General features: G+C 68.4%; 18 protein-coding genes. 15 read left to right on the forward strand and 3 right to left on the reverse strand.

Features of this window, described 5'->3' with window-relative positions:
• The first annotated feature begins 41 nt into the window (after nt 1-41).
• From galT to B9D87_RS22855, 3 genes are all read left to right on the forward strand, one after another.
• Nucleotides 42-1148 (forward strand): galactose-1-phosphate uridylyltransferase, encoded by a 1107-nt coding sequence (gene galT, locus B9D87_RS22845; protein WP_007767997.1) that lies wholly within the window; start codon nt 42-44, stop codon nt 1146-1148.
• Nucleotides 1145-2233, forward strand: a complete 1089-nt coding sequence (locus tag B9D87_RS22850) for a galactokinase (RefSeq protein WP_007767995.1) — start codon at nt 1145-1147, stop codon at nt 2231-2233. The genes galT and B9D87_RS22850 overlap by 4 nt, the downstream gene beginning before the upstream one ends.
• Before the next feature lie 235 nt (nt 2234-2468).
• Entirely contained in the window at nt 2469-3155 is a 687-nt protein-coding gene (locus B9D87_RS22855; protein WP_007767993.1) for a PAS and ANTAR domain-containing protein, read from the forward strand.
• 12 nt (nt 3156-3167) lie between these two features.
• Here the strand turns inward: B9D87_RS22855 and B9D87_RS22860 are convergent, their stop codons facing one another.
• Both B9D87_RS22860 and B9D87_RS27650 read right to left on the reverse strand, forming a co-directional pair.
• Complete coding sequence (locus B9D87_RS22860; protein WP_007767988.1) at nt 3168-3653, reverse strand: hypothetical protein; 486 nt, start codon at nt 3651-3653, stop codon at nt 3168-3170.
• A gap of 33 nt (nt 3654-3686) precedes the next feature.
• Complete coding sequence (locus tag B9D87_RS27650) at nt 3687-3851, reverse strand: LpqN/LpqT family lipoprotein (protein ID WP_367648973.1); 165 nt, start codon at nt 3849-3851, stop codon at nt 3687-3689.
• Between the two features lie 289 nt (nt 3852-4140).
• Between B9D87_RS27650 and B9D87_RS22870 the strand changes: the two genes are divergently transcribed.
• On the forward strand, nt 4141-6774 hold the full coding sequence (locus B9D87_RS22870) for a GH92 family glycosyl hydrolase (RefSeq protein ID WP_007767986.1): 2634 nt from the start codon (nt 4141-4143) through the stop codon (nt 6772-6774).
• Nucleotides 6775-6778: 4 nt separating this feature from the next.
• Here the strand turns inward: B9D87_RS22870 and B9D87_RS22875 are convergent, their stop codons facing one another.
• Complete coding sequence (locus B9D87_RS22875) at nt 6779-9154, reverse strand: lysylphosphatidylglycerol synthase transmembrane domain-containing protein (protein WP_007767984.1); 2376 nt, start codon at nt 9152-9154, stop codon at nt 6779-6781.
• A 156-nt stretch (nt 9155-9310) separates the two neighbouring features.
• Between B9D87_RS22875 and B9D87_RS22880 the strand changes: the two genes are divergently transcribed.
• The 11 genes from B9D87_RS22880 (at nt 9311) to B9D87_RS22930 (ending at nt 21593) form a co-directional block, all read left to right on the forward strand.
• Nucleotides 9311-10261, forward strand: coding sequence for a class I SAM-dependent methyltransferase (locus B9D87_RS22880; protein ID WP_007767982.1), 951 nt, complete (start codon nt 9311-9313; stop codon nt 10259-10261).
• Between the two features lie 2 nt (nt 10262-10263).
• Complete coding sequence (locus B9D87_RS22885; RefSeq protein ID WP_007767980.1) at nt 10264-11211, forward strand: class I SAM-dependent methyltransferase; 948 nt, start codon at nt 10264-10266, stop codon at nt 11209-11211.
• A gap of 83 nt (nt 11212-11294) precedes the next feature.
• Nucleotides 11295-12017 carry a FadR/GntR family transcriptional regulator gene (locus B9D87_RS22890; protein WP_007767978.1) on the forward strand — a complete coding sequence of 241 codons (723 nt, stop codon included), beginning with the start codon at nt 11295-11297 and terminating at the stop codon, nt 12015-12017.
• Nucleotides 12014-12811 (forward strand): MlaE family ABC transporter permease, encoded by a 798-nt coding sequence (locus B9D87_RS22895; protein ID WP_007767976.1) that lies wholly within the window; start codon nt 12014-12016, stop codon nt 12809-12811. The genes B9D87_RS22890 and B9D87_RS22895 overlap by 4 nt, the downstream gene beginning before the upstream one ends.
• Before the next feature lies 1 nt (nt 12812).
• A complete protein-coding gene (locus B9D87_RS22900) occupies nt 12813-13682 on the forward strand; it encodes an ABC transporter permease (RefSeq protein ID WP_007767974.1) in 870 nt (289 codons plus the stop codon).
• A 5-nt stretch (nt 13683-13687) separates the two neighbouring features.
• The gene (locus B9D87_RS22905) at nt 13688-14902 is read left to right on the forward strand and encodes an MCE family protein (RefSeq protein ID WP_007767973.1); all 1215 of its coding nucleotides are present in this window, start codon (nt 13688-13690) and stop codon (nt 14900-14902) included.
• A gap of 10 nt (nt 14903-14912) precedes the next feature.
• Nucleotides 14913-15944 carry an MCE family protein gene (locus tag B9D87_RS22910; RefSeq protein ID WP_007767970.1) on the forward strand — a complete coding sequence of 344 codons (1032 nt, stop codon included), beginning with the start codon at nt 14913-14915 and terminating at the stop codon, nt 15942-15944.
• Entirely contained in the window at nt 15941-17401 is a 1461-nt protein-coding gene (locus tag B9D87_RS22915) for a virulence factor Mce family protein (RefSeq protein ID WP_007767967.1), read from the forward strand. The genes B9D87_RS22910 and B9D87_RS22915 overlap by 4 nt, the downstream gene beginning before the upstream one ends.
• Nucleotides 17398-18897, forward strand: a complete 1500-nt coding sequence (locus B9D87_RS22920) for a virulence factor Mce family protein (protein WP_007767966.1) — start codon at nt 17398-17400, stop codon at nt 18895-18897. The genes B9D87_RS22915 and B9D87_RS22920 overlap by 4 nt, the downstream gene beginning before the upstream one ends.
• The gene (locus B9D87_RS22925) at nt 18897-20039 is read left to right on the forward strand and encodes a virulence factor Mce family protein (RefSeq protein WP_052002415.1); all 1143 of its coding nucleotides are present in this window, start codon (nt 18897-18899) and stop codon (nt 20037-20039) included. Before B9D87_RS22920 ends, B9D87_RS22925 begins: the two co-directional genes overlap by 1 nt.
• Nucleotides 20040-20042: 3 nt before the next feature.
• A complete protein-coding gene (locus B9D87_RS22930) occupies nt 20043-21593 on the forward strand; it encodes an MCE family protein (protein WP_007767959.1) in 1551 nt (516 codons plus the stop codon).
• Nucleotides 21594-21613 lie beyond the last annotated feature (20 nt).

The raw sequence follows: 21613 nt of genomic DNA on the forward strand, positions 1-21613 counted from the left end.
ACCCGAACCGCGACGGGGCGACCAAGCTAGTCTTCGACATCGTGACCCCGCCGACGCTCGCGAAGCTGGCTGACGGTCGTGACCTGCTGTTCTTCGCGCTGCCCGGGCATCGTCCGGCGCCGGTCGAGGACCGCAGGCCGCTGCCGGCGCGTGAGCCCGCCGCGCAGTCGCAGTTGCGGTTCGACCGGTCCACCGGGCAGTGGGTGATCGTCGCGGCGCTGCGCCAGGACCGCACCTACAAGCCGCCACCGGACGCGTGCCCGCTGTGCCCGGGCCCGACCGGACTGACCAGCGAGGTGCCCGCGCCCGACTACGACGTCGTCGTGTTCGAGAACCGGTTCCCCAGCCTGTCCGGCGCGCTGCCGTCGCTGCCCGCCTCGCCGCCCGTGGCCGCCGGGGACGGCTTCGTGACCGCGCCCGGGCACGGCCGCTGCGAGGTGATCTGCTTCTCCGCCAACCACACCGGGTCCGTCGCCCAGCTGGAGCCGGCGCACGCGCGGCTGGTGGTCGAGGCGTGGCGGCATCGCACCGCCGATCTGATGGCCCGGCCGGGCATCGAGCAGGTGTTCTGCTTCGAGAACCGCGGCGAGGAGATCGGCGTGACGCTGACCCATCCGCACGGTCAGATCTATGGCTATCCCTACCTGACGCCGCGCACCGCGACCATGCTGGAGCAGGCTCGACAACACCGAAACCGGCACGGTGGCAACCTGTTCGGCGACCTGCTGGCCCGCGAGGTCGCCGACGGCAGCCGCATCATCGCGCGCGACGAGCTGTTCACCGCGTTCGTGCCGTTCGCGGCCCGCTGGCCCGTCGAGGTGCACATCTACCCGAATCGGTTCGTGCGCAACCTGACCGAACTCGACGAGGACGAATTGGACGCGTTCGTCGGCGTGTACCTCGACGTGCTCGGCCGGTTCGACCGGATGTATGCCCCCGCTGTCGGGCCGCTGCCCTACATTTCGGCGCTGCACCAATACGCCGACACCGCGGCCCAGGCCGAGGGCTACTTCCACGTCGAATTGATGTCCATCCGGCGCAGCGCCACCAAGCTCAAGTACCTGGCCGCCTCCGAATCGGCGATGGACGCCTTCATCGGCGACGTCACACCGGAAAGCGTGGCCCAGCGGCTGGTCGAACTGCGATGACGATCCGCTACGCCGCGCCGGGACGGGTCAACCTGATCGGCGAACACACCGACTACAACCTGGGTTTCGCGCTGCCCATCGCCTTGCCGCAGCGCACCGTCGCGACGTTCGCGCCCGCCGACGACGGCGCGATCACCGTGGTGAGCGACCGCGCGGACGCCCCGGTGCGCGTTCCGGTCGGCACCGCTCCCGGCGAGGTGACCGGCTGGGCGGCCTACGTGGCTGGCGTGGTGTGGGCGCTGCGCCAGGGCGGTCACCCGGTGCCCGGCGGCACCATGTCGATCACCAGCGACGTGGAGATGGGATCGGGCCTGTCCTCCTCGGCGGCGCTGGAATGCGCGGCGCTGGGCGCGATCACCTCGGCCGCAGGCGTCCGCATCGACACCAAGGAGCAGGCCCGGCTCGCCCAGCGGGCCGAGAACGAGTATGTGGGCGCGCCAACGGGTTTGCTCGACCAGCTCGCCGCGCTCTTCGGCCGGGACGCGACGGCGGTGCTGATCGACTTCGCCGACCTGACCGTCACGCCGGTGGCATTCGACCCGGAGTCCGCGGACGTCGCGTTGCTGCTGATCGACTCCCGGGAGCGGCACAGCCACGCCGGCGGCGACTACGCGGCACGGCGGGCGTCGTGCGAGCGGGCCGCCGCCGACCTGTCGGCGTCCTCGTTGCGCGCGGCCGCCGATCGCGGGGCCTCCGACCTGTCGGCCGTGCGCGACCCCGTCGACGCCCGCCGCGCCCGGCACGTGTTGAGCGAGAACCGGCGGGTCATCGACTGCGTTGCGGCGCTGAAAAATTCGGACTACCCCGAAGCCGGGCGGCTCTTCACCGCCTCGCACGCCTCCATGCGCGACGACTTCGAGATCACCACTGAACGCATCGACCTGATCGCCGGCACCGCGGTGCGGGCGGGCGCGCTGGGGGCGCGGATGACCGGCGGCGGCTTCGGCGGCTGTGTGATCGCCCTGGTGCCGCTGGACCGCACCGGGGAGGTCGGCGAGGCGGTGCAACGCGCCGCGATCGACGCCGGCTTCGAGCGGCCGACCGTCCGCCGGACCCGCGCGGCCGCGGGCGCCGGCCTGCTGTGAGAGATCAACGGCGGGCGGCGGCGAATGTCCCTGACGGGCGCCCGAACTTACTTGCCCGGCAATTTCGCGATTCTGCCGATGACCACTGGTCACTAAATGTAACGTGAACCCCCATGGGGGTATCTCACTCCTGCATGTGCAGAACAGGTTTCTCCGGCCGAGCAGTAGCGATCGGTGCGCGATCGCTACCGATTGCTGCCGCCCATCCCATCGCCGTCGATGCGAAACGTGCACCGTGGCTTGGAATTTAGACGGCCAAGCCGCGGCGATCGAGCGGGGGCTGGGCGGCGCCACCCCGCAATCCGTCGGCTGGTTCCGCTTCTACTTCGAAGGCCAGCGCTGGGTGTGGTCCGACCAGGTCCAGCGCATGCACGGGTACGAACCGGGCACCGTGACACCCACCACCGAGTTGGTGCTGTCCCACAAGCATCCGGCCGATCGCCCCCAGGTGACCGACGGCATCAACGACATGATCAGGCGCCGCCGGGCGTTCTCCACGCGGCATCGCATCGTGGACACCGGCGGGATGATTCACCACGTCCTCGTGGTGGGCGACCCGTTCTGCGACGAGGACGGGAAAGTCGTCGGCACCCACGGCTTCTACATCGAACTCACGCCGGCACCCGCCCGCGCCCGGGAGGACTCCATCAGCGCCAAGGTCGCCGAAATCGCCGGGCGCCGCGGCGTAATCGACCGCACCAAAGGCATGCTGATGCTGATCTACGGGATCGACGAGGACGCCGCGTTCAACACGCTCAAGACGCTGTCCCAGTCGGGGAACATGAAGCTCGGACTGCTCGCCCAACGCATCGCCGACGACTTCGCGGCGCTGGGCAAAGAGGTGATCACCGCGCGCTCGCGCTTCGACCAACGCCTGCGTGAGGCGCACCTGCGCTCGCCCGGCGCCGGCGGCGACGGCTGAGCGGGCGCGGTTCTACTCCGCCGGACTCAGCCGGACCGCACCGAGATGCAGCCGATCGACCGCCTCGGCGAACTCATCGCGGGTCGGGATGCGCTGGTCGCGGAACTTCAGCCCGATCATGCGTTGCGCGCGCTGAACACCGTAGGACTCGGCGCAGCGCGACAACAGGTCGGAGACGGCACCCCGGTCGCGAATCAGCTCACCGCGCATCGCCGTCGACTTGCCGTCGTACACCACCTGGACCGGCCCGCCGCCGCGGAAGTTCTGCTTCCATCCAGCGCCGGTCAGCGCGTAGAGCTGGCCGTCAATCAGGTGGGCGCTCAACGGAATTGAATACGGCCGGCCCGTCTTGCGCCCGGTGAAGTTCAACACCATGAACTGATTGCGGGCGAGGCCGGCCAGCGGGCTGCGCAGCAGGAATCCCATCGCCGGATTGACCAGACGCATCAGCGCCGACGGTGGATGCCCGGCGTCCACCGCATACGACTGCTCTGTCATGGAATCACCGTAGAGCCAACCGGGGTCCGCGGCCTAGAAACTCAGCCGGTGATGGTGGTGTTGTCGTCGGCCTCCAACCCGTCGGCGTTGAGCTGCAGCACGTACACCGCCGCCCTGGTATCGGGTTAGGTTCTGCACCTCGCCCGGCGCGTGCTGGATGAGCTTGGCCGGGTCGACGTCGCCGGTCAGCCGGGAGATGTTTTATCACCCGATTTGTGGTCGTGTCCGCGACCGGCGAGCACCGAACTCAGCGCCACGGAAAGGATTGCTAACGCCAAATGTTTCGTCGATCTAATCTCCCAAAGAATTAGGCTTCGACCAGCGCCGGCCGTGCTGGGGATGACAGCAATCCAATTAGCCCGACACTTTGCCAGAATCTTTTGGACTTTCCCGGCTCCGCGGCCGGTCGCCGATCGTTATCCAATTCGTCGGCCAAAACGCCACCCGAATACGACGTTGTGCAGTCGTTTTCCAGTATTAGACAGGTATGCGGTCGCGGCGGGCCCTCATTGCGGTCATCGCGGCGTCGGCCGTCTTCATGGTCTTCATCGCGGCGGCCCCGCCGCGGGGATACGACGGCCCGCCGCTGTTCGTGGCCAACCCCGTCGACCACGTCGCGACCCTCATCGGCACCGGGACGGGTGGCGAGACGGTGGGGGAGATCAACAACTTCCCGGGCGCCACCGTGCCGTTCGGCATGGTCCAGTACTCGCCGGACACCGTCGGCAACTACGCCGGCTACAACTACGACAACCCGCGCGCGAGCGGGTTCAGCATGACCCACGCCTCGGTGGGATGCGCTGCCTTCGGCGACATCTCGATGCTGCCGGTCACCGGCGAAATCGGCCTGCAACCCTGGAACGCCACCGAGAGGATCGCCCACGACGACACGGAGCAGGGCATGCCCGGCTACTACACCGTGCGGTTCCCCGGCACCGGGGTGAAGGCCGAACTCACCGCCACCGCGCACACCGGCGTCGGCCGCTTCAGCTACCCGCGCAACGGACGGCCCGCGGTGCTGCAGGTGCGCTCCGGCTCGTCGCTGGCGGGCAACTCCCGCGCCACCATCCAGATCGGCGAGGACAACACCACGATCACCGGCTGGGCCACCAGCGGCGGATTCTGCGACAAGCCGAACGCCTACACCGTGTACTTCGCGATGAGGTTCAGCCAGCCGTTCACCTCGTACGGATCCTGGGACCGCAGCGCGGTTTACGCCGGCGCCCGCAGCGCCAACGCGCCGTACAGCGGCGGGTATGTGGAGTTTCCGGCCGGCTCGACGCTGCAGGTGCGCACCGCGATCTCCTACGTCGGCATCGAGGGGGCGCGGGCGAACCTGGCCGCCGAGGGCGCGGCGAACTTCGACGACGTCCGCGCGGCGGCGTCGAGGGAATGGAACGCCGCGCTGTCGCGCGTGACGGTCGCCGGCCGCAACGTCGACGACCTGACCACCTTCTACACCGCCCTGTACCGATCGCTGTTGCACCCCAACATGTTCAACGACGCCGACGGGCGCTACGTCGGGTTCGACGGCTCCATCCACATGGTGGCCGCCGGCCACACGCAATACGCCAACTTCTCCGACTGGGACACCTACCGATGCCTGGCGGCGCTGCAGGCCCTGCTGTTCCCGGAGCGGGCCGGCGACATGGCCCAATCGCTGGTGAACGACGCCGAGCAGAGCGGCGCGCTGCCCCGGTGGGCGTTCGCCAACGCCGCGACGGGTGAGATGAGCGGGGACAGCGTGGTACCGCTGATCGTGAACCTGAACACCTTCGGCGCCAACGGCTTCGACACCAAAACCGCGTTGCGCTACATGGTGGATGGGGCGACCAAGGGCGGTGCGGGCCTGGGCGGTTACGTGGAGCGCCGCGGCATCGCCACCTACCAGCGGCTGGGCTATGCGCCGTTCACGCTGGAGTTCGGCCGCAACGGCTGGATCGCCGACGCCTCGATCACCCTTGAATGGTCGGTGGACGACTTCACCATTTCCCGATTCGCCGACTCGCTGGGCGATGCCGCGACCGCCGCCGAATTCGCGAATCGGTCCCAGTACTGGCAGAACCTGTTCAACCCGACCACCCGATACATCCTGCCGCGCAGCTGGACCGGCTACTTCCGGCGCGGGCCGGGGTTCGTCGTCGCCCCGGACAACTTCGGCCAGGTGGGGTACGACGAGGGCAACGCCGAACAGTACGTCTGGTCGGTGCCGCACAACGTCGCCGGGCTGGTGACCGCGCTCGGCGGACGCGCGGCCGTGGCCGATCGGCTCGACAAGTTCACCGAAAAGCTCAACGTCGGGCCCAATCAGCCCTACCTGTGGGCCGGCAACGAGCCGAGTTTCGGTGTGCCGTGGCTGTACAACTACATCGGTCAACCGTGGAAGACCCAGCGCACGGTGGACCGGGTGCGCGGGCTTTTTGCTCCGACGGCCGACGGCGAGCCGGGCAACGACGACCTGGGAGCGCTGGCCAGCTGGTACGTGTGGGCGGCGCTGGGCCTGTACCCGGCCACCCCGGGAACGCCGATCCTGACGGTGGGTGCGCCGTTGTTCGACCGCATCGACATCGCGCTGCCGGAAAACAAATCCATCCGGATCGCGGCCCCCGGCGCCTCCGGGCCGCACCACCTCAAATACATCAGCGGGCTGAAGATCGACGGCCAGGCCACCGACCGCACCTGGTTGCCCGAGTCGATCATCCGCACCGGCGGCACGCTCGCCTTCTCCCTGGCCGCCTATCCCGACAAACATTGGGGCACAGCCGAATCAGATGCGCCGCCGTCGTTCGGGACGGGCAGTTCGGCGGTCGCCGTCAACGTCGATCAGCCCGTCGTCACGATCGCACCGGGACACAAGGGCAGCGTCACCCTCGATGCCCAACGCATGACCGACGGCGCCGACGGCTACACCATCACCGGCACCTCGTCGGACGCCGGGATCGGCGCGCAGCCAGTGTCGGGCCGATTCGCCGCCGACGGATCGGCCAGCGTCACCGTCCCGATCACCGTGGCGCAGTCGGTGCCCGAGGACTATTACCTGGTGTCCTTGACCACCACCGTCGGCCAAAGCACGCGCACCTCAACGGTTCTCGTCGTCACGCAGACCGACACCGAGAGCTAGGCCCTCAGACCATCTCGTTGGTGGTCAGCCAGCGCATCACCGGCCACCCGACGAACACCGGTAGCCAGCAGGTCAGCATCCGGTACAGCAGGACCGACGGCACGCCGACGGCCGCGGGCACCCCGAACGCGGCCAGGCCACCGATCAGGGCCGCCTCCACCGCCCCGACACCACCGGGTGTGGGCGCCGCGGAGGCCAGCGTGCCCCCGACCATGGTGACCACCGTGACGGCCACGAAAGTCGTTCCGCCACCGAAGGCTTCGATGCTGGCCCACAATGCCAGCGCCGCGCCGAGGGTGGTGCCCGCACAACCAAGCAGGATCAGGGCCAGGCGCTTCGGTTCGCGGGCCAGCTTGACCAGATCGGTCACCACCTCGTTGAGCTTGGGGCGCACCTCGGTCGCCAGCCACTTGCGCAGCGTGGGCACGAACAGGAAGGTGCCGACGATGCCCAGCGCGATCCCCGCGATCAGATACAGCAGCGTCGCACTGGGGACGAAGTGCCGCAGGTTCATCGAGGCGCCGGCCGCGGCGCTGAACAGGATCAGCAGCGCCAGATGCGCGATCACCTGTACCGACTGCTGCAGCGCCACCGCCGCGGTCGCCCGCATCGCCGACAGGCCGCTCTTCTGCAGGAACCGGGTACTCAGGGCGAGCCCGCCGACGCCCGCCGGGGTGGTGGTCGCGGCAAAAGTGTTGGCCACCTGGGCGATTGACAGCGTCCAGAAGTTCACCATGCCGTCGGCGCACGCCCACAGCGCGGCGGCCGCACCGACGTAGGTCAGCGCCGACACCAGCAGGCCCAGCAGCGCCCACCACCAGTTCGCGGTCTTCAGCTGCGAGAAGAACGTCGGCGCGGTGCTGATGAAGGGGTACGCCACATAGACCAGCGCGCCGAAGAGCACCAGCTGGACGATCTGGCTGCGGGTGAACCTGGTGATGGTCTGCGGCTTGATTTGATCGGCACCGGTCTGACGCTTGACCTCGGCGCGCGCGCCGGAGATGACGGCACCGGCGTCGGGCACCGATCGCCGAATAGACCGCGGCACAGCGACTTTCGTGAGCCGGCGGGATGCGCTCAAGATGATGTCCTTGCCGAACACCTCGATGGCCGCACGCACCGCCGGCTTCGGGTCGTACAGGGCGGAGGCGGTCACCAGCAGCTGGGCGATGTCGGATTGCAGCTGGGCGTCGGTCGCCCCGTATTCGGCGCTGCCGAAACCGCCGAACATCACGGTGTCGTCCTCCACCGTGATGTGGTGGCTGCGCAGGTCGCCGTGGGCGATCTGGCGATCGTTGAGGATACGCAGCGATTCCCACAGCCGCGCAACGGGAGTCGCCTTGGCGCATTCGGCGATCGGCGTGCCGAGAGGGGGCCGGTGCGAATACAGCATCCAGCCCCGGTCCAGGGGGGCGACGGCGACCGTCGCCGTGTTGGCCAGGCCCGCATCGCCGATGGCGATGCCCATCAACGCGCGATGCTCCACCGCCCGCCGCATGGAGGTCACCAGGGGCGCGGTCTCGGCGTCGCGCAGCCGCAGCTTTCCCCACAGCTGGCGCAGCGCGCCGCCGCTGCGCTGGTGCGGGCCGTACAGCTCGATCAGCGCCGTCTCGCCGAGATGTTCGCCGTCGGCCGACAGGATCAACGGCCCGCGGCCCGCCGGCCGGACCACGGTGAGCCGCGAGACGGCGAAGCCGCCCTTGGCCAGGGCACGCACCGCGGCATCCAACGGCACCTCGAGCGCGGGAGTGCCGACCACGAGCACCACCAGCGCGCCGACGACCCAACCGACCGCCAGACCGAGCAACGAGCGCGCCGGGACGATGGCGCTGATCACCAGATGGATCGGGACGAAGGCCAGCAGCAGCGCCCACCACCAGTGTCGCCAGCGCGCCGGCAGCCAGGGCCCCGACACCGTCAGCACCGCTGCCAGCATGCCGATCCAGCGCGGGTCGTCGAGGAATTGCGCCGGAACCGTGCTGAGCCGATCGGGAATGTCGAAGTGCCATCGTGGTGACGCGATTCCGCTGGCGCTGATCGACAGCAACAGGATCGCGCCGAACCCCGCGGCGGCGTACGCTCCCAGCAATTTCCACTGCCCGGCGACGATCAGGCCGATGAGGATCACGAAGGGCAAAGCCACGATTGCGAACCCGTACACCAGGTACACCGCGTCGGATTGCGTGGGTGACAACACACCGACGATCTGCGACACGGACTTCTCCAGCGCGATCCACTGCGGGCGGGTGATCACCGAGCCCGTGATCACCACCGCCAAGAAGAGCGAGGCCAGCATCAGCCGCAGGATGTCGTTGGTGCGCCGGGCCAGCGGGTGCAGCAAGTTGCCGGAGACGACGATGTCGCGCCCGTCAACTCGCATGAACGTCCTTCGGATTCGCGCTGACACCGTGCTTTCCGCCCGCGCAACGGCCCGCCGACAAGTTAACTCAATACCCGGTCCGTTGACAGCTTCCACTCATCCGGCGCGCGTAGGGTCGGGTACGTAGGCGTGCTAGCGAATTGGGGAGGCACCGGCGTGGCCAGGACGGACAACGACAGCTGGGAGATCACCGAGAGCGTGGGAGCGACGGCACTCGGGGTGGCGGCGGCCCGGGCCGCGGAGACCGAAAGCGAGAACCCGCTGATCAGCGACCCGTTCGCGCGGGTGTTCCTGCAGGCCGCCGGAAAAGGCGTGTGGGACTGGTTCGCGGCACCCAATCTGCCCGCCCAGATCGCCGAGATCGATCCGGACCTCAAGCCGCGGATGCAGGGCATGGTCGACTACATGGCCGCGCGGACGGCCTTCTTCGACCGGTTCTTCCTCGACGCCACCGCCGCGGGCGTGCGGCAGGTGGTGATCCTGGCGGCGGGGCTGGACTCGCGGGCGTGGCGGCTGCCCTGGCCGGACGGCACCACGGTGTACGAGCTCGACCAGCCCCGGGTGCTGGACTTCAAGGCGTCGACGCTGCGCGACAAGGGCGCCCAGCCGACCTGCGAGCTGGTCAGCGTTCCCGTCGACCTGCGTCACGACTGGCCGTCCGCTTTGCAGCGGGCCGGATTTGACGCCGAAGCGCCGAGCGTGTGGTCGGCCGAGGGGCTGTTGCCGTTTCTGCCGGCGGCCGCCCAGGAGTTGTTGTTCGACCGGGTACAGGCGCTCGCCACGCCAGGCAGCCGGATCGCCGTGGAGGCGCCCGGACCCGACTTCCTCGACGAGGGCGCCCGTGCCCGGCAGCGCCAGACCATGCAGCGGGTGCGCGACCTGATGGCCGAACTCGAGCCCGACCGCGACATTCCCGACGTGCAAGACCTGTGGTACTTCGAGGAACGTGAAGACGTGGGGGACTGGCTGGGCCGGCACGGCTGGGACGTGACGGTCACCCCGGCGCCGGAGCTGATGGCCGGCTACGACCGTAGACCACCACAAGACATCGACGACGCCACGCCGCAGACGCTGTTCGTGGCGGCGCAGCGGACGGGAAGGGACTGAGGATGGCGAGGACCGACAACGACAGCTGGGAGATCACCGAAAGCGTGGGGGCGACCGCGCTGGGGGTCGCTTCGGCCCGCGCGGCGGAGACCCGCAACGAAAACCCGTTGATCACAGACCCGTTCGCCCAGGTGTTCCTCGACGCCGCGGGTGACGGCGTGTGGAATTGGCACTCCGCGGGCCAGCTGCCGGACGAGGTCATCGAAGCCGAACCGACGTTGCCGCTGCAGATGCAGTCGATGGTCGGCTACATGGCTTCGCGCACAGCGTTTTTCGACAAGTTCTTCCTCGACGCCGCCGCCGCGGGCATCCGCCAGGCGGTGATCCTGGCGGCCGGCCTGGACGCGCGATCCTGGCGGCTGCCCTGGCCGGCGGGTGTCACGGTATACGAGCTCGACCAGACCCGGGTGCTGGACTTCAAGGCCGCCACGTTGGCCGAGCATGGGGCCGCGCCCGCCTGCAACCGGGTCGCTGTGCCGGTGGACCTGCGCCAGGATTGGCCGGCCGCGTTGCGGCAGGCGGGTTTTGACGCGTCCGCGCCCAGCGTCTGGTCGGCCGAGGGGTTGATGCCGTATCTGCCCGCCGCCGCCCAGGATCTGCTGTTCGACCGCATTCAGGGGCTGACCGTTCCGGGCAGCCGGGTCGCCGTGGAGGCGCTGGGTCCTACGTTCCTCGACCCGCAGTTCCGCGCCAAACGCCGTGAGCGGATGGACCGGATCCGCGGGCTGATGGCCGGCGTGGACCCGGACCGCGAGGTGCCGCGGACCGACGAGCTCTGGTATTTCGAGGAACGCGAGGACGTCGGTGAGTGGTTCGGCCGGCACGGCTGGGACGTGACCGTGACACCGGCCGACGAGCTGATGGCCGGCTACGGGCGCGCGGCGCCCGAGGAAGTCCGCGACTACGTGCCCGGCAATCTGTTTGTGGCGGCGCAACGCTCGGCGGATTAGCCGCCCCGCAAAGACTCGGAAAGATTCGCGACACGCCGGTGGTCTGACCACCTGACTGGCCGTCGGGCGGCCACACTGGCCGCATGGCGCTGCAGCCGGTGATTCGCCGATCGGTGCCTGAAGCGGTTTTCGACCAGATCGCGACCGACGTGCTCAGCGGCGAGATGCAGCCGGGCTCGCCGCTGCCCAGCGAGCGCAGGCTGGCGGAGGTCTTCGGGGTGTCCCGCCCCGCCGTCCGTGAGGCGCTCAAGCGTCTCTCGGCGGCCAGCCTGGTCGAGGTGCGCCAGGGCGGCGTCACGACCGTGCGGGATTTCCGCCGGCACGCCGGCCTTGATCTGCTGCCCCAGTTGCTGTTTCGCCAGGGCGAACTCGACGCGGCCGTTTTTCGCAGCATCCTCGAGACCCGGCTGCGTATCGGTCCGAAGGTCGCGGAATTGGCGGCCGAACAGCACGGACCCGAACTGGCTGCGCTGCTCCAAGATTCGCTGCGCCGCCTGGAGGCCTCTCAGAGCCCGGTCGAGTGGCATCGTGACACCCTCGCGTTCTGGGACCACATGGTCGACAGCTCCGGCTCGATCGTATTCCGGTTGATGTACAACCCTTTCCGTGCGGCGTATGAGCGGGCGCTGACCGCGCTGGCCACCGCGATGAACGACGAGGTCAACCGCGCGGACGGGTACCGCGAACTGGCCGAGGCGATCTGCGCCGGAGATGCGGCCGAAGCGGGCCGAGCGGCCCGGGACGTCCTCGAACTCGCCAACGCCACGATGATCGCCGCGCTGCACCGGCAGGAGACGCGGCGATGAGCACCCACACCGTGCTCGCCACGTATCTTCGCGGCCAGGTCCAGCCCGGGATCGACGCGGTCGGCGGCTTCTTCCGCACCTGCGCGCTGACCGGCAAAGCGTTGTTCCGGCGGCCCTTTCAGTGGCGCGAGACGATCGAGCAGGGTTGGTTCATCACCAGCGTCTCGCTGCTGCCCACCCTCGCGGTCGCGATTCCGCTCACCGTGCTGATCATCTTCACCCTAAACATCCTGCTGGCGGAGTTCGGCGCCGCCGACATCTCCGGCGCCGGTGCGGCGTTGGGGGCGGTGACGCAACTGGGCCCGCTGACCACCGTGCTGGTGATCGCCGGTGCCGGATCCACCGCGATCTGTGCCGACCTGGGCGCGCGGACCATCCGCGAGGAGATCGACGCGCTCGAGGTGCTCGGCATCGATCCGATCCACCGGCTGGTGGTGCCCCGCGTCGTCGCCGCCACCATCGTCGCCACCCTGCTCAACGGCGCGGTGATCACCATCGGCCTGGTCGGCGGATTCGTGTTCGGTGTTTTCATCCAGCACATTTCGGCGGGCGCCTACGTCGGCACCCTCACCCTGATCACCGGCCTGCCCGAGGTGGTCATCTCGGTGGTCAAGTCGGCCATCTTCGGAACCATCGCCGGGCTGGTCGGCTGCTATCGCGGCCTGACCACCAAGGGCGGCCCCAAGGGCGTCGGCACCGCCGTCAACGAAACGCTGGTGCTGTGCGTGATCGCGCTGTTCGCCGTCAACGTGGTGCTGACCACGATCGGCGTGCGGTTCGGGACGGGTCGCTGACATGGCGACCGCAGCGGTGTTGCGCGCCCGCTATCCGCGCACGGCCGCCAACCTCAACCGCTACGGTGGCGGCACGGCCCGAAGGCTATGGCGGATCGGCATTTTCGCGAGGTTCGCCCGGATCAGCGTCGGACAGATCGGATGGGCACTGCGCCATTACCGGCGGGAGACGTTGCGGCTGGTCGCCGAGATCGGCATGGGCACCGGCGCGATGGCCGTCGTCGGCGGCACGGTCGCGATCATCGGGTTCGTCACGCTGTCCGGCGGATCGCTGATCGCCATCCAGGGCTTCGCGTCGCTGGGCAACATCGGCGTCGAGGCGTTCACCGGATTCTTCGCCGCACTGGCCAACACGCGCATCGCCGCACCGATCGTCGCCGGGGTCACGCTGGCCGCCACGGTCGGTGCCGGCGCGACCGCCCAGCTGGGTGCCATGCGGATCAGCGAGGAGATCGATGCGCTGGAAGTCATGGGCATCAAATCGATTTCGTTCCTGGTCTCCACCCGGATCCTGGGCGGCCTTGGCGTGATCGTGCCGCTGTACGCCCTGGCCCTGGACATGGCTTTCACGTCGGGCCAGGTCGTCACGACCGTGTTCTACGGCCAGTCGAACGGCACCTACGAGCACTACTTCCGCACGTTTCTGCGCCCCGAGGACGTCGGCTGGTCGGTTCTGGAGGTCGTCATCATCGCGGTGGTGGTGATGATCACCCATTGCTACTACGGCTATACCGCCAGCGGTGGCCCGGTCGGCGTGGGCCAGGCGGTCGGCCGATCGATGCGATTCTCGCTCGTCTCGGTGGTGGTTGTGGTCCTGCTCGCCCAGTTGGCGCTCTACGGCGTCGACCCGAACTTCAATCTGACGGTGTAACGGCCATGGCGACGCCGGTGCCGCGGATGGGGCGACGCGCGTGGGTGTACGCCGAGGGTGTCATCCTGCTGTTGCTCTGCGGGCTGGTTCTGACGTTGGTGTACCTACAGTTTCGCGGGGACTTCACGCCCAAGACCGAGCTGACGATGGTCGCGACCCGGGCCGGCCTGGTGATGGAGCCGGGATCCAAGGTCACCTACAACGGCGTCGAGATCGGGCGGGTGGCCGGCATCTCGGAGATCGAGCGTGACGGCGCCCCGGCGGCCAAGCTGCTGCTGGATGTGGACCCCCGCTACATCGAGCTGATCCCGGCGAACGTGGTGGCCAACATCGAGGCGGCCACGCTGTTCGGCAACAAGTATGTGTCGCTGATCGCGCCGGAAAACGCGTCGCGACGGCGGATCTCGCCGCACGATGTGATCGACGCCCGGTCGGTGACCACCGAATTCAACACGCTGTTCGAAACGGTCACCTCGATAGCCGAGAAGGTGAGTCCGATCGAGCTCAACGCGACGTTATCCGCGCTGGCGCAGGCGCTGGACGGCCTCGGGGGCAAATTCGGCGAGTCCATCGTCAACGGCAATGAGATTCTGGCGCAGCTGAATCCGCGGATGCCGCAGATCCGCTACGACGTGCGGCGGTTGACGGACCTGGCCCGGGTGTACACCAAGGCATCACCCGACCTGTGGGATTTCCTGAGCAACGCGGTGGCCACCGCACGGACCCTGACCCGCCAACAGGGCGACCTGGACGCCGCGCTGTTGGCGGCGGTGGGCGTGGGCCACACCGGTGAAGACATCTTCGCCCGTGGCGGGCCGTACCTGGCGCGGGGCGCCGCGGACCTGGTGCCCACCGCCGACCTGCTAGACACCTACAGCCCCGAACTGTTCTGCATGATCCGCAATTTCCACGACGCCGCCCCGGAAGTCGCGAAAGCGGCCGGCGGCAACGGCTATTCGTTGGCAGCGGCCGGATCGATCATCGGTGCGCCCAATCCCTATGTCTACCCGGACAATCTGCCCAGGGTGAACGCGCACGGTGGCCCCGGCGGGCGGCCGGGCTGCTGGCAGAAGATCACCCGGGATCTGTGGCCTGCACCGTATCTGGTGATGGACACCGGCGCCAGCCTGGCGCCCTACAACCACCTCGAAGTCGGCCAGCCGCTGGCCACCGAGTTCGTCTGGGGCCGCCAGTACGGGGAGAACACGATCAACCCATGACGAGGAATCCATGAAAGGCACCGGCACCGCAGTCAAACTCGGCGTCTTCTGGTCCGTGCTGGCGCTGTTCACCGTGATGATCATCGTCGTGTTCGGTCAGGTGCGATTCGATCGCACCACCGGCTATTCCGCGGTGTTCACCGACGCGAGCGGGCTGCGGGCCGGGCAGTTCGTGCGCGCGTCCGGCGTCGAGGTGGGCAAGGTCGCCAAGGTGACGTTGACCGACGGGGACACGCGGGTGTTGGTGGAGTTCAACGTGGATCGGACGCTGCCGCTGGATGAGGGGACGACCGCGTCGATCCGCTACCTCAACCTGATCGGCGACCGCTACCTGGAGCTCAAGCACGGCACGAGCGGGCGGCGGCTGCCCCCGGGCGGCGAGATCCCCCTCGACCGCACCCAGCCGGCGCTGGATCTCGACGCCCTGATCGGCGGGTTCCGGCCGCTGTTCAAGGCATTGGACCCCAACAAGGTCAACAGCATCGCCCAGTCGATCATCACGGTGTTTCAGGGGCAGGGCGCCACCATCAACGACATCCTCGACCAGACGGCGGCACTGACCGCGGCGCTTGCCGATCGCGACAAGGCGATCGGCGAGGTGATCAACAACTTGAACACCGTCCTGGCCACGACGGTCAAGCACGAGAAGGAGTTCGACCGAACGGTCGACAAGCTGGAGCTGCTGATCACCGGCTTGAAGGACCGGGCCGATCCGCTGGCCGCGGCGGCGGCGCACATCAGCGACGCGGCCGGAACCGTGGCGGGTCTGCTGAGCGAGGATCGGCCGGCGCTACGCGGCACGCTCGGGCACCTCGAGGGCATCCAGCAGTCGCTCATCAACGACCTGCCGACCCTGGACAACGTGCTGGAGAAGCTGCCGGGCGCGTTCCGCGTCATCGGCCGCGCCGGCGGCATCTACGGCGACTTCTACAACTTCTATCTGTGCGACATCTCGATCAAGGTCAACGGATTACAGCCCGGCGGTCCGGTGCGCACGATCAAGCTTTTCGGACAGCCGACGGGGAGGTGCACGCCGCAATGAGGACGCTGACCGAGTTCAACCGCACCCGCGTCGGCCTGATGGGCACGCTGGTGACGCTGCTCGTTGTCGGTGTGGGACAAAGCTTCACCAGCGTGCCGATGCTGTTCGCCACGCCGACCTACTACGCGCAATTCGCCGACACCGGCGGCATCAACGCCGGCGACAAGGTGGAAATCGCCGGGGTGAACGTGGGATTGGTGCGTTCGCTGGTGATCCGCGGCGACCGGGTCCTGGTGGGCTTCTCGATGCCCGGCAAGACGATCGGGACGCAGAGCCGCGCCGCGATTCGCACCGATACCTTCCTCGGCCGCAAAAACATGGCGATCCAGCCCCGCGGCCCGGATCCATTGCGGCCCAACGGTATAATCCCCTCCGCGCAGACCACGACGCCATACCAGATCTACGATGCGTTCGTCGATGTCACGAAGGCGGCGACGGACTGGAACATCGACGTCGTCAAACGGTCGCTGAACGTGTTGTCGGAGACGTTCGACCAGACCGCACCGCACTTGAAGGCAGCCCTGGACGGCGTGGCCAAATTCTCCGGCACCATCGGTCACCGCGACGATCAGATCAAGCAGCTGCTGACGAACGCCGGCAAGATCACCCGGATACTCGGCGACCGCGGCCCACAGGTCGACGGCCTCCTGGTCGACGCCAACACCCTGCTCGCCGCGTTCCGGCAGCGCAGCCAGGCGCTGAGCGTTCTGTTGAGCAACGTGTCGGCGGTGTCGACGCAGGTGTCCGCATTCATCAAGGAGAACCCCAACGCGCACCATGTGCTGCAGCAGCTGGGCACCGTCAGCGACGAGCTGGTCAAGCGCAAGAAGGAACTGTCCGACGTGCTCGTGTTGGTCAGCAGATATACCGCATCCCTGACCGAGGCGGTCGCGTCCGGACCGTTCTTCAAGGCCATCGTGGCGAATCTGCTTCCCTACCAAGTCCTTCAGCCGTGGGTCGACGCGGCGTTCAAGAAGCGGGGCATCGACCCGGAGAACTTCTGGCGCAGCGCGGGGCTGCCGGCGTTTCGCTGGCCGGACCCCAACGGCACCCGGCTGCCCAATGGCGCACCACCGCCGGGGCCGCGGGTGCTCGAGGGCACCCCGGACCACCCGGGTCCGGCCGTCCCGCCGGGATCGCCGTGTTCGTACACGCCCGCCGCCGACGCCCCGCCGCGGCCGGGAGATCCGTTGCCGTGCGCACTTTCCGGCCAGGGCCCGTTCGGCCCGGTCCCCGGCGGGTTCCCGGCCCCGCTCGACGTCGAGGCGTCGCAGCCCAACCCCGACGGACCGCCCCAGGCCCCGGGTATCCCGAGCGGCGGCCGCCCGGGTGAGGCCCCGCCGGACGTTCCCGGCACTCCGGTGCCGCTCCCGGCGCACGCCCCGCCGGGGGCGCGTACCGAGAAGCTGCCGGCGCCGTTCGCCGCGCCCGACGGGACGGGGGGCAATGGCCGATGAGCACCATCTTCGACATCCGTAACCTGCGACTGCCCAAGGTATCCGCCCGGGCGTTGGTGGTGGCGGCGCTGGCGGCGGTCTTCGTCTTCATCGCGGCCGCCGCCGGGGTTCAGCTGTACCGGAAACTCACCACGACCACCGTCGTCGCGTACTTCTCCGAGACCCTCGCGCTCTACCCGGGCGACAGGGTTCAGATCATGGGAGTGCGGGTCGGGTCGATCGACAAGATCGAGCCGGCCGGCGACAAGATGCGAGTCACGTTGCACTACAACAGCAAATACCGGGTACCGGCAAAGGCCACGGCGTCGATCCTCAATCCCAGCCTGGTGGCCTCGCGCACCATCCAGTTGTCACCGCCGTATACCGGTGGCCCGGTGCTGCGTGACGGCGAGGTCATCCCGATCGAGCGCACGCAGGTGCCCGTCGAGTGGGATCAGCTGCGCGACTCCATCAACGGGATCCTGCGGCAGCTCGGTCCGACACCCCGGCAACCGGCGGGGCCGTTCGGCGACGTCATCGAATCGGCCGCCGACAACCTGGCCGGCAAGGGGAAGAAGGTCAACGACACCCTGAACAGCCTGTCGCAGGCCCTGACCGCGCTTAACGAGGGCCGCGGAGACTTCGTCGCCATCACCAAGAGCCTAGCCGAGTTCGTCACCGCGCTCTATCAGCACAAGCAACAGTTCGTCGCGCTCAACGACAACCTGGCCCAGTTCACCGACTGGTTCACCAAGTCCGATCACGAGGTGGGAGACACCATCACGCGCCTCGACGACGTGCTCGGCGATGCTCGAAAGTTCTTGAACGACAACGGGTCTGTTCTGACCCGCGATGTCGACAACCTCGGTGACGTGACCACCACGATCCTGCAGCCCGAGCCGCGAAACGGCCTGGAAACCGCCCTGCACGTGCTGCCCACCTTCGCCGGCAACTTCAACAACCTCTACCAGCCCGCGCACAGCTCGTTGGTGGGGCTGTTCGCGTTTCCCAACTTCGCCAATCCGATTCACTTCCTGTGCAGCGCCATCCAGGCCGGCAGCCGGCTGGGCTATCAGGATTCGGCCGAACTGTGCGCGCAGTATCTGGCCCCGGTGCTCGATGCCATCAAATTCAACTATCCACCGGCCAGCCTGAACCTGTTCAACTCCGCGGCGACCCTGCCCAAGGAGGTGGCCTACTCCGAAGAGCGACTGCACCCGCCGCCCGGATACAAAGACACCACGGTGCCGGGGATCTTTTCGCGCGACACCCCCTTTTCGCACGGCAACCACGAGCCGGGGTGGGTGGTCGCGCCGGGAATGCAGGGGACGCAGGTCCAGCCGTTCACCGCCGACATGCTCACGCCCGAATCCCTGACCGAGTTGATGGGTGGTCAAGACGCCGCACCGCCGCCGCCGGGGACCAACGCCTCCGGACCGCCGAACGCCTTCGACGAGTCGAATCCCCCAGCCCCGCCGTGGTTTCCGCGGCCCGCACGCCCGGGGCCGGCCCAGTGATGCGCCGGATGGTCGACGCCGCCCGCCGCGGGTTGGTGGTCCTGCTGGTCCCGGCGATGTTGACGTCCTGCAATTGGCGGGGCATCGCCGACGTGCCGCTGCCGGTCGGCCACGGCACCGGCGCCGACCACATGACGATCTACGTGCAGATGCCGGACACGCTGGCGTTGAACACCAACAGCCGGGTCAGGGTCGCCGACGTATGGGTCGGCACGGTGCGGGCGATCACCCTGAAGAATTGGATCGCCACGCTGCGGCTGGATCTCGATCCCGGGGTGCGGCTCCCGGCGAATGCGACCGCAAAGATCGGCCAGACCAGCCTGCTGGGCACCCAGCACGTCGAGCTGGCCGCGCCGAAGAACCCGTCCGCGCAACCCCTGAAGAGCGGCGACACGATCCCGCTCAGGGATTCCTCGGCCTATCCCACCGTCGAGCGGACGCTGGCCAGCGTCGCGGTGATCCTCAACGGCGGCGGCATCGCGAACCTCGACGCGATCCAGACCGAGGTCGTCAACATCCTCGATGGTCATGCCGAGCAGATTCGCGAATTCCTCGGGCGGCTGGACACTTTCATCACCGAGTTGAATCGCCAGCGCGATGACCTCACCGGCGCGATCGATTCGAGCAACGAATTGCTGACCATTTTCGCGAACCGCAAGGACACGCTGGACCGGGTCCTGACCGACATCCCGCCCCTGATCCGGCATTTCGCCGATACCCGCGAACTGTTCGCCGACGCCACCGAATCCCTGGGCCGGTTCAGCAGCGCCGCCAACCGGGCGCTCGCCGATACCCGGCCGAACCTCTACCGCAGCCTGCTGTCGCTGCAGCGGCCGCTGGGCCAACTCGTCCCAGCCTCCCCGTTCGTGGCCGGCGCACTGAAATTGGGCCTCACCGCGCCGTTCAACATCGACGACGTCAACCAGGTGATCCGCGGCGACTACGTCAACGTCTCCGCCGCGCTCGACCTGACTCTGTCCACCATCGACAACACGATGCTCACCGGCACCGGGCTTTCCGGCGCACTCCGGGCGCTCGAGCAGTCGTGGGGACGGGACCCGAACACCATGATCCCGGACGTCCGCTACACGCCGAACCCGAACGACGCCCCCGGCGGGCCACTGGTGGAAAGGGGCGAATGAAAGATGTTGCCCCGCATGATCAAAACTCAGCTGGTGCTACTGACCGCGGTGGCGGTCGCCGCGGTGGTGGTGCTCGGCTGGTACTACCTGCGGATACCGAGCCTGGTCGGCGTCGGTCGATACACCCTCTACGCCGAGCTGCCGCAGTCCGGGGGCCTGTATCGGACGGCCAACGTCACCTATCGGGGAATCACCATCGGCAAGGTCACCGCCGTCGAACCGACCGAGCGGGGCGCGCGCGCAACGCTGAGCATCGAGGACGGCTACCGGATACCGGCCGACGCGTCGGCCAATGTGCATTCGGTCTCGGCGGTCGGCGAGCAGTACGTCGACCTGGTATCGACCGCCAACCACGGTCCGTACCTGGCCGATGGCCAGGCGATCAGCAAGAGCACGGTGCCCAGCCAGATCGGTCCCGCCCTGGATGCCGCCAACCGCGGATTGGCGGTGCTGCCCAAAGACAAGGTCGCCTCGCTGCTCTACGAGGCGTCGCAGGCCGTGGGCGGACTCGGCCCGTCGCTTCGGCGCCTGGTGGACGCCACCCAGGCGATCGCGCACGACTTCCGGGGCAGCGTCGGCGACGTCGACGACATCATCGAACGTTCGGCGCCCATCATCGACAGCCAGGCCGATTCCGGTGAGACGATTGGGCGTTGGGCCGCCAACCTGAACACCTTGGCCGCGCAGACCGCGCGGCAGGATCGGTCGCTGCGCAGCATTCTGGCCAACGCAGCACCGACGGCCACGCAGGTGAACGCCACCTTCGGCGGCGTGCGGGAGTCGTTGCCGCAGACGCTGGCCAACCTCGAGGTCGTGATCGACATGCTCAAGCGCTACCACAACGGCGTCGAGCAGGCGTTGGTCTTCCTGCCGCAGTCGGGGGCGATCGCGCAGTCGGTGACCGCGCAATCGCCGGGCCAGGCCGCGCTGGGGGTCGGTGCCATATCGCTCAACCAGCCACCGCCGTGCCTCACCGGATTCCTGCCGGCTTCGGAGTGGCGCGCGCCGGCGGATACCAGCACCGCGCCGCTGCCGGCCGGCACCTACTGCAAGATCCCGATGGATGCGACGAATGTCGTTCGCGGAGCGCGCAATTACCCGTGCGTGGATGTGCCGGGCAAGCGGGCCGCGACTCCGCGGGAGTGCCGCAGCCCCGAACCCTACGTGCCCTTGGGCACCAACCCCTGGTATGGCGACCCCGACCAGATCCTGACCTGCCCCGCACCGAGCGCGCGGTGTGACCAACCCGTGAAGCCGGGCCTGGTGATCCCGGCGCCGTCGGTGAACAACGGCCTCAATCCGCTGCCCGCCGACCAGCTGCCGGGCACCCCTCCGCCGGTCAGCGACCCGCTGCAGCGGCCCGGATCGGGCACCGTGTTGTGCAACGGGCAGCAGCCGAACCCGTGCGTGTACACCCCGAGTGCGCCGCCCGCAGCGCTCTACGACGTGCGCAGCGGCACGGTCGTCGGTCCCGACGGTGTGGTCTATTCGGTTGCGAATTCGGCCAATATCGGCGACGAGGGCTGGAAGGAGATGCTGGGGCCCGCGGGCTGATCGGAGCCCGGGCTAGTTGT

Source organism: Mycobacterium colombiense CECT 3035 (assembly GCF_002105755.1).
Classification (GTDB): domain Bacteria; phylum Actinomycetota; class Actinomycetes; order Mycobacteriales; family Mycobacteriaceae; genus Mycobacterium; species Mycobacterium colombiense.